This is a genomic window from Thioalkalivibrio versutus (genome assembly GCF_001999325.1).
GTDB classification, from domain to species: Bacteria; Pseudomonadota; Gammaproteobacteria; order Ectothiorhodospirales; family Ectothiorhodospiraceae; genus Thioalkalivibrio; species Thioalkalivibrio versutus.
Window position 1 is genome coordinate 88,769 of the sequence record NZ_MVAR01000019.1, and the last position, 7,164, is coordinate 95,932.

The following is a 7,164-nucleotide window of genomic DNA, read 5'->3' on the forward strand; positions in this document are numbered from 1 at the left end:
TACTCGCTGCCACGGTACGACGAATCCCGCCGGCACCATGCAGGTCCTGGCCGCACTCCTGGTCCTGGTGATTCTGGCGCTGGTCGCGTTTCGCCTGTACACCCATCTTGCGGTCCATGAACGCCGCGTCGTCGCGGCCTGGGATCGACTCGATACCCTGCTCACCCAGCGCAATGGCCTGCTGGAGCGGGCTTGTTCCGCGACCCGGGCTGATCCGCCCCTGGACCTGCGGGCGCTCCAACAGCTGGTCCAGGAACAGGAGCGAGCGCGACGCTGCGGTGATCTTCCTGGTCTGGCCCGGGGCGAACGCGCCATCCGCGCCGAATGGGACCATATACGAACACAAATCCTTGATAAATATAACAATTTGTCGGTTTCGCCCGATCGACTGCCCCCTCGCGTAGCGGCACTGGACCAAGCAATTACGGAGGCCCTCGGCCGCTACAATGCTGCTGTGGATGCCTATGCCGGGCTGCGCTGCCAGTGGGCCTACGGACTCCTCGCCCGCCTCGCTGGCCATGCCGTCTTTCACCCCGTTCGCCCGCCGAGCCCGTAAGCTTCGCCCCGACGACCCCGTTGCCGGGAACACCCTGCCGGGCTTTCTGTCCGAATGGCATAATCCACTGCTGGCCCGACCCCTGGAGATACCGTGTCCAACCCCTTGCTGCAGACCGACCGGCTGCCCGCCTTTCGTGCCATCGAGCCCCAACATGTCCTGCCCGCGGTGGAAACCGTCCTGGTGGAGAATCGCGCGGAGATTGATCGGCTGGTCGCGGCCGCCGGGGATCAACCAACCTGGGCCACGCTGATCCAGCCGTTGCAGGCGCTGGACACGCGCCTGGATGCCGTCTGGTCTCCGGTGGGTCACCTCAATGCGGTCATGAACGGTCCCGAGATTCGCGAGGCATACAACGCCAGCCTTCCCCTGTTGTCGGATTACGGCAGTTGGGTCTCGCAGCATCAGGGCCTGTACCGGGCGGTCCGTCGCCTGGCAGACAGTGAAGAGTACGCGCAGCTTTCGCCCCAGCGGCGCAAGGTGCTGGATGACATGCTGCGTGATTTCCATCTGAGCGGCGTCAATCTCCCCGAGGCCGAGCGCGAACGCCTGCGCGCCATCAACGCCCGCCTTTCGGAGCTGACTGCACGTTTCGAAGAGAACGTGCTGGACGCCACTCAGGCCTGGACCTGGCAGACCGATGATGCGGCCGCGCTCGCCGGCATCTCCGAGTCCGATCGGGCCATGCTCGCGCAGAACGCTCGCGATCACGACCAGACGGGCTTTGTCGTGACCCTGGATATCCCCAGTTACCTCGCAGTCATGACCCACGCCGAGGATCGCGACCTGCGTTACCGTGTCTACGAGGCCTTCACGACGCGTGCGTCTGACCTCGGGCCCGGCGCCGGCAATCACGACAACAGCGAGATCATGGTCGAGATCCTCCAGTTGCGGGAGGAGAAGGCGCATCTAACGGGCTTTCGCCACTACGCCGAGCGCTCGCTCGCGACCAAGATGGCCGATAGCGCCGAGCAGGTCGAAGGCTTCCTCCAGGATCTGGCGCACCGCGCGCGCCCCCAGGCCCAGCGCGACCTGGACGAGTTGCGCGCCTTTGCCCGCGACGAGCTCGACCTCGGAACCCTGGAGGCCTGGGACATGGCCTTCGCGGCCGAGAAGATGCGCGAGCGGCGCCTGGGTCTCAGCCAGGAGATGTTGAAGCCCTACTTCCCCGCTGACCGCGCGGTCAGCGGCTTGTTCGGCCTGGTCCAGCGTCTGTTCCAGGTCCGCTTCGAGCCCGACGACAGCATCGAGACCTGGCACGACGACGTCCGGTTTTATCGCATCTTTGACGCGAATGGCACCGAACGCGCTGGCTTTTACTTCGATCTCTACGCCCGCAAGAACAAGCGCGGCGGCGCCTGGATGGATGTCTGCCGCAACCGTTTCATCTCCGAGGACCGCGCCCAGCTGCCGGTCGCCTACATGACCTGCAACTCCACCCCGCCGGTGGACGGCAAGGCGGCCCTTTTCACTCATGACGAAGTGATTACGCTGTTCCATGAGTTCGGTCACGGCCTGCATCACATGCTGACCCGGGTGGACGAACCCGACATCGCCGGCATCAACGGCGTGGAATGGGATGCGGTCGAACTGCCCAGCCAGTTCATGGAGAACTGGTGCTGGGAACGCGAGGCGCTGGATCTGTTCGCGCGCCACCACGAGACCGGCGAGGCGATGCCCGAGGACCTGTTCCAGCGCCTGCAGGGGACGCGCCATTTCCACGCGGCGTTACAGCTATTGCGCCAGGTCGAGTTCTCCCTCTTCGACATGCGCTTGCATGCCGGGCCCGCCCCTGCGCAGGCCGCGGACATCCAGCGGCTCCTGGAGACCGTGCGTCAGGAGATCGCGGTGGTCCATCCGCCGGCGTTCAATCGCTTCGCCCACGGCTTCGGCCACATCTTCGCTGGCGGCTATGCCGCGGGGTACTACAGCTACAAGTGGGCCGAGGTCCTGTCGGCTGACGCATTCGGGCGCTTCGAAGAGGAAGGTCTGTTTTCGTCCGAAGTGGGGGCGGCCTACCTGCGCGAGATTCTCGAGGCCGGAGCCTCGCGCCCGGCCGCGGATTCCTTCCGTGCCTTCCGCGGGCGCGATCCGCAGATCGACGCCCTGTTGCGTCATAGCGGCCTGGAGGAGAAAGCCGCGTGAAGATCGCCAGCTGGAACGTCAATTCGCTCAAGGTGCGTCTGCCGCAGGTCCTCGATTGGCTGGGGAGCTCGCGGACCGACGTCCTGGCCCTGCAGGAGACCAAGCTGACCGACGAGAACTTTCCGGCCGCGGCCATCCGTGATGCGGGCTATCAGGTCGTGTTCTCCGGGCAGAAGACCTACAACGGCGTGGCCATCATCTCCCGCACCGAGGCCACCGACGTGGTCACCGACCCGGCCGGGCTCGAGGACGCCCAGCGCCGTATCCTCGCCGCCACCATCGGCGAGGTTCGCGTGGTCAACCTGTATGTAGTGAACGGCGAGAACGTCGGTACCGAGAAATACGCCTACAAGCTGGACTGGCTGGCGCGGCTGCACGCCTGGCTGGCCGACGAGATTGCGCAGCACCCGAATCTCGTGGTCCTCGGTGACTTCAACATCGCCCCGGATGATCGCGACGTGCACGACCCCGAGGCCTGGCACGAGCGCATCCTTTGCTCCACGCCGGAACGCGAGGCCCTGGCCGCGCTTACCGATCTCGGCCTCACGGATACCTTCCGCGCCTTCGAGCAGCCCGCGGAGGAGTATTCCTGGTTCGATTATCGAGCTGCGTCCTTCCGTCGCAATCGGGGTCTGCGCATCGACCTGGTCCTCGCCAGCGCTCCCTTGCAGGCCCGTCTGCAGGCCGCGGGCATCGACCGCGAACCGCGTGCCTGGGAGCGTCCGTCCGACCATGCCCCGGTCTGGGCGGAATTCTCCGCCTAACCGTGGCCCGGGTCGCACCAACCGGCAATTCCCGAGGGAGACCCCGTGAAGTACAAGGATCTGCGCGATTTCATTGATGGCCTCGAACAGCGCGGCGAGCTGCGCCGCATCACCCGCGAGGTGGACCCGAACCTGGAGATGACCGAGATCGCCGACCGCGTCCTGCGCGCCGGCGGCCCGGCCCTGTTGTTCGAAAACCCTACCGGCTCCGACATCCCGGTGCTCGCCAACCTGTTTGGTACTCCGGAGCGGGTGGCCATGGGCATGGGCGAGGACTCTGTCGAAGCCCTGCGCGAGGTCGGGCGCCTGCTTGCCTTCCTGAAGCAGCCGGATCCGCCCAAGGGGCTCAAGGCGGCCTGGGAACAGCTGCCGATCTTTCGCAAGGTGCTGGACATGGCGCCCAAGAAGATCCGCGGGGCGCCCTGTCAGCGCCATGTAATAGAAGGCGATGCGGTTGATCTCGACCAACTCCCGGTCCAGACCTGCTGGCCGGAAGACGCCGGCCCCCTGATTACCTGGGGCCTGGTGGTCACCCGTGGCCCGGAGAAGTCGCGTCAGAACCTCGGGATCTATCGCCAGCAGGTGATTGGGCGCAATCGCGTGATCATGCGCTGGCTGTCCCATCGCGGCGGGGCCCTCGATTTTCGCGACTGGTGCCAGGCCCACCCCGGCGAGCCGTTTCCCATCGCGGTCGCCCTGGGTGCCGATCCGGCCACCATCCTCGGCGCAGTGACCCCGGTGCCGGACACCCTGTCCGAATATGCCTTCGCCGGGCTGCTGCGTGGCAGTCGAACCGAGGTCACCCGCTGCATCGGTTCCGGCCTGGAGGTCCCGGCCTCCGCCGAGTTCGTGCTCGAGGGGCACATCCACCCGGGGGATACTGCGCCGGAAGGCCCGTTCGGGGACCACACGGGTTACTACAACGAGGTGGACGACTTCCCGGTCTTCACCATCGACCGCATCACCCATCGCGATCAGCCGATCTACCATTCCACCTACACCGGGCGCCCGCCGGACGAGCCCGCCGTGCTCGGGGTGGCCCTGAACGAGGTGTTCATTCCCATCCTGCAGAAGCAGTTCCCGGAGATCGTGGACTTCTACCTGCCGCCCGAGGGTTGTTCCTACCGTCTGGCCGTCGTCTCCATGCGCAAGCAGTATCCGGGGCACGCCAAGCGCGTGATGATGGGGGTGTGGTCCTTCCTGCGTCAGTTCATGTATACCAAGTTCGTGATCGTGGTCGACGACGACGTGGATACCCGCGACTGGAAAGACGTGATCTGGGCCATCACCACCCGCATGGACCCGGCCCGCGACACCACCCTGGTGGAAAACACCCCGATCGACTATCTCGATTTCGCTTCCCCAGTCTCCGGACTGGGCTCGAAGATGGGCATGGACGCGACCTCCAAATGGCCGGGCGAGACCGATCGCGAGTGGGGCCGGCCGATCGCCATGGACGAGGCGGTCAAGCGCCGCGTGGACGAGATCTGGGATGAACTGGGGATATGAGGCGTGACGCGCCGCCGAATCCCGGGCGCGGTCGGGCTCCTGGCTGTACTGCTGCTGGCCTTGACCGCCTGTGCGGCCGCCCCGGAGCGTGAAACCGTGCGCGCGGCGGGGACCCCAGTGAAGGAAGCCCCTGCGCACGCAGCGATTGCCCCCGATCGCGTCCGCCGCTGGTCGGCCGCAGAACCCGTCGCCGTGGTGATCGCCCTGCACAGCTTCCGCGATCACGCCGGTGCCTATGAAGCCCTGGGCCCCTGGCTGGCCGATCGCGGCTACAGTGTCCAGGCGCTGGATCAGCGCGGCCATGGCACGAGCGAGCCGCACGGCCGCTGGCCGGGTGCCGAACCCCTGATCAGCGACGTGGCTACAATGGTCCGCGCGGTGCAAGCGGAGTACCCCGGGCGACCGGTTTTCCTGCTGGGCGAGAGTATGGGCGGATCCGCCGCGCTAGCGAGCCTCGCCACTCATCCGGAACTGGAGGTCGCCGGGGTTATGGCCATTGCCCCGGGCCTGCGTGGCGGGATCCCCGCTCGGGGTTTCTGGGATGCCGCCGTGCGTACCAGCGAGGTCCTCGCCGGCGGGCTCACGCTGACCATCGACCCCGACTACTCCGACAGCCTCGCGCCCGCCGCGGTCGAACGCTTCTCCACGGATCCGCGCATCATTCGCCGCGTGCGCATGGATACCTATGCCGGCGTGGTCTGGCTGGCCCAGTACGCTACGGATCATATCGGCCACGTCACAGCCCCGGTGGTGTACCTGTGGGGCGAGCAGGACGGGACGATCCAGCGCGAGTCGGTCTACATGGCCGCCCGTGCCCATCCACAGGGCCAGGCCGAGGTCTGGACCGACGCTGACTGGCCGCATCTCATTCTGCACGCCCCCGACTGGCAGACCACGGCCACCCGCCTAGTCGACTGGATGCAGCGGGTTACGACCGATCCGGCGGGCTCGCCTGCGGTATTGGCTCCCAACCCCCGCCACGACCCGTAGCCGAGGCCGCCGACCCGGTCGGACTGCGGTTGCTTGCGTTCGGGGCGGCAGCGGCGAGAATAACGGCCTTTCCGCGACCGAGGGTTTCCGATGGCGTTCGATGTCACCATTCAGCCCAGTGGCCATGTATTCGAGGTCGAAGACGACGAGACCGTCCTCGAAGCCGGCCTGCGCCAGGGCTTCGCCTTTCCCTACGGCTGCCGCAATGGCGCCTGTGGCTCCTGCAAGGGGCGGGTGCTGCAGGGCGAGGTCGATCACGGGCCAAACAAGCCACCGGGCATCAGCGAGGCGGAACTGGCCGACGGCATGGCCTTGTTCTGCCAGGCGGTCCCGGTGGACGACCTCGAGATCGAGGTGAAAGAGATCGGCGCGGCCAGGGACATCGTGGTCAAGACCCTGCCGTGTCGCGTGGCGGCCCTGAACCGCCTGGCCGACGACGTGATGGAGCTGCGTCTGCAGCTCCCGGCCGCCGAGCGCCTCCAGTTTCTCGCCGGGCAGTATCTGGACATCCTGCTCAAGGGGGGTGAGCGCCGCAGCTACTCCTTGGCCAACGCACCGCACGACGATGCCCAGCTGTCCCTGCATGTTCGGCACATGCCGGGCGGGCGTTTCTCCACCATGGTGTTCGAGGAGCTCAAGCCCAAGGCGCTGCTGCGTATCGAGGGGCCGCTGGGCAGCTTTTTCGTCGACGAGGAATCCCCGCGCCCGCGCCTGTTCGTTGGAGGGGGCACCGGTTTTGGTCCGTTGAAAGGCATGCTGGACCATCTGGCCGCCGAGGGACTGGATCGACCGCACCACCTGTTCTGGGGCGCCCGCGGCGCCGATGGCATCTATGCCCCGGACTGGCTGCAGCAGATGACCGCCGAGCACGCCGGACAGTTCCGTTTCACGCCGGTGCTGTCGGATACGCCGGCCGAGACCGCCGCCGGCTTTGCGGCCGTCAGCGGCTGGCCTCACGATGCGGTGCTGTCGGAGTACCCGGACCTGTCCGGCTTTGATGTCTACATGGCCGGGCCACCGGCGATGATCCACGCCGCGCGCGAGGCCTTCCAAGCGGCCGGTCTGCCGCCGGAGCAGCTGTACTACGACAGCTTCGAACCGGCCACCCCGGCCGAGTAACAGCGCCGGCGCCCACGTTGTTTGTTCACCGCGAAGCGCACGAAGTAGGGCGGATTGCACCACAGAGGGCACGGAGGACAC

At 66.7% G+C, this 7,164-nt stretch carries 6 protein-coding genes; all 6 read left to right on the plus strand.

Going from position 1 to position 7,164, the window contains the following annotated elements:
• Positions 1-37 precede the first annotated feature (37 nt).
• The 6 genes from B0684_RS07835 to B0684_RS07860 all read left to right on the plus strand — a co-directional run bounded on the left by B0684_RS07835 (position 38) and on the right by B0684_RS07860 (position 7,083).
• Entirely contained in the window at positions 38-556 is a 519-nt protein-coding gene (locus B0684_RS07835; RefSeq protein ID WP_018168803.1) for a hypothetical protein, read from the plus strand.
• Positions 557-649: 93 nt separating this feature from the next.
• On the plus strand, positions 650-2,701 hold the full coding sequence (locus B0684_RS07840; protein WP_018175927.1) for a M3 family metallopeptidase: 2,052 nt from the start codon (positions 650-652) through the stop codon (positions 2,699-2,701).
• Complete coding sequence (gene xth, locus B0684_RS07845; RefSeq protein ID WP_018168805.1) at positions 2,698-3,465, plus strand: exodeoxyribonuclease III; 768 nt, start codon at positions 2,698-2,700, stop codon at positions 3,463-3,465. The genes B0684_RS07840 and xth overlap by 4 nt, the downstream gene beginning before the upstream one ends.
• A gap of 45 nt (positions 3,466-3,510) precedes the next feature.
• Positions 3,511-4,974 (plus strand): 4-hydroxy-3-polyprenylbenzoate decarboxylase, encoded by a 1,464-nt coding sequence (ubiD, locus tag B0684_RS07850; RefSeq protein ID WP_018175928.1) that lies wholly within the window; start codon positions 3,511-3,513, stop codon positions 4,972-4,974.
• A gap of 3 nt (positions 4,975-4,977) precedes the next feature.
• Entirely contained in the window at positions 4,978-5,964 is a 987-nt protein-coding gene (locus tag B0684_RS07855; RefSeq protein WP_018168807.1) for an alpha/beta fold hydrolase, read from the plus strand.
• Positions 5,965-6,054: 90 nt separating this feature from the next.
• On the plus strand, positions 6,055-7,083 hold the full coding sequence (locus B0684_RS07860; protein ID WP_018168808.1) for a CDP-6-deoxy-delta-3,4-glucoseen reductase: 1,029 nt from the start codon (positions 6,055-6,057) through the stop codon (positions 7,081-7,083).
• Positions 7,084-7,164: the final 81 nt, after the last annotated feature.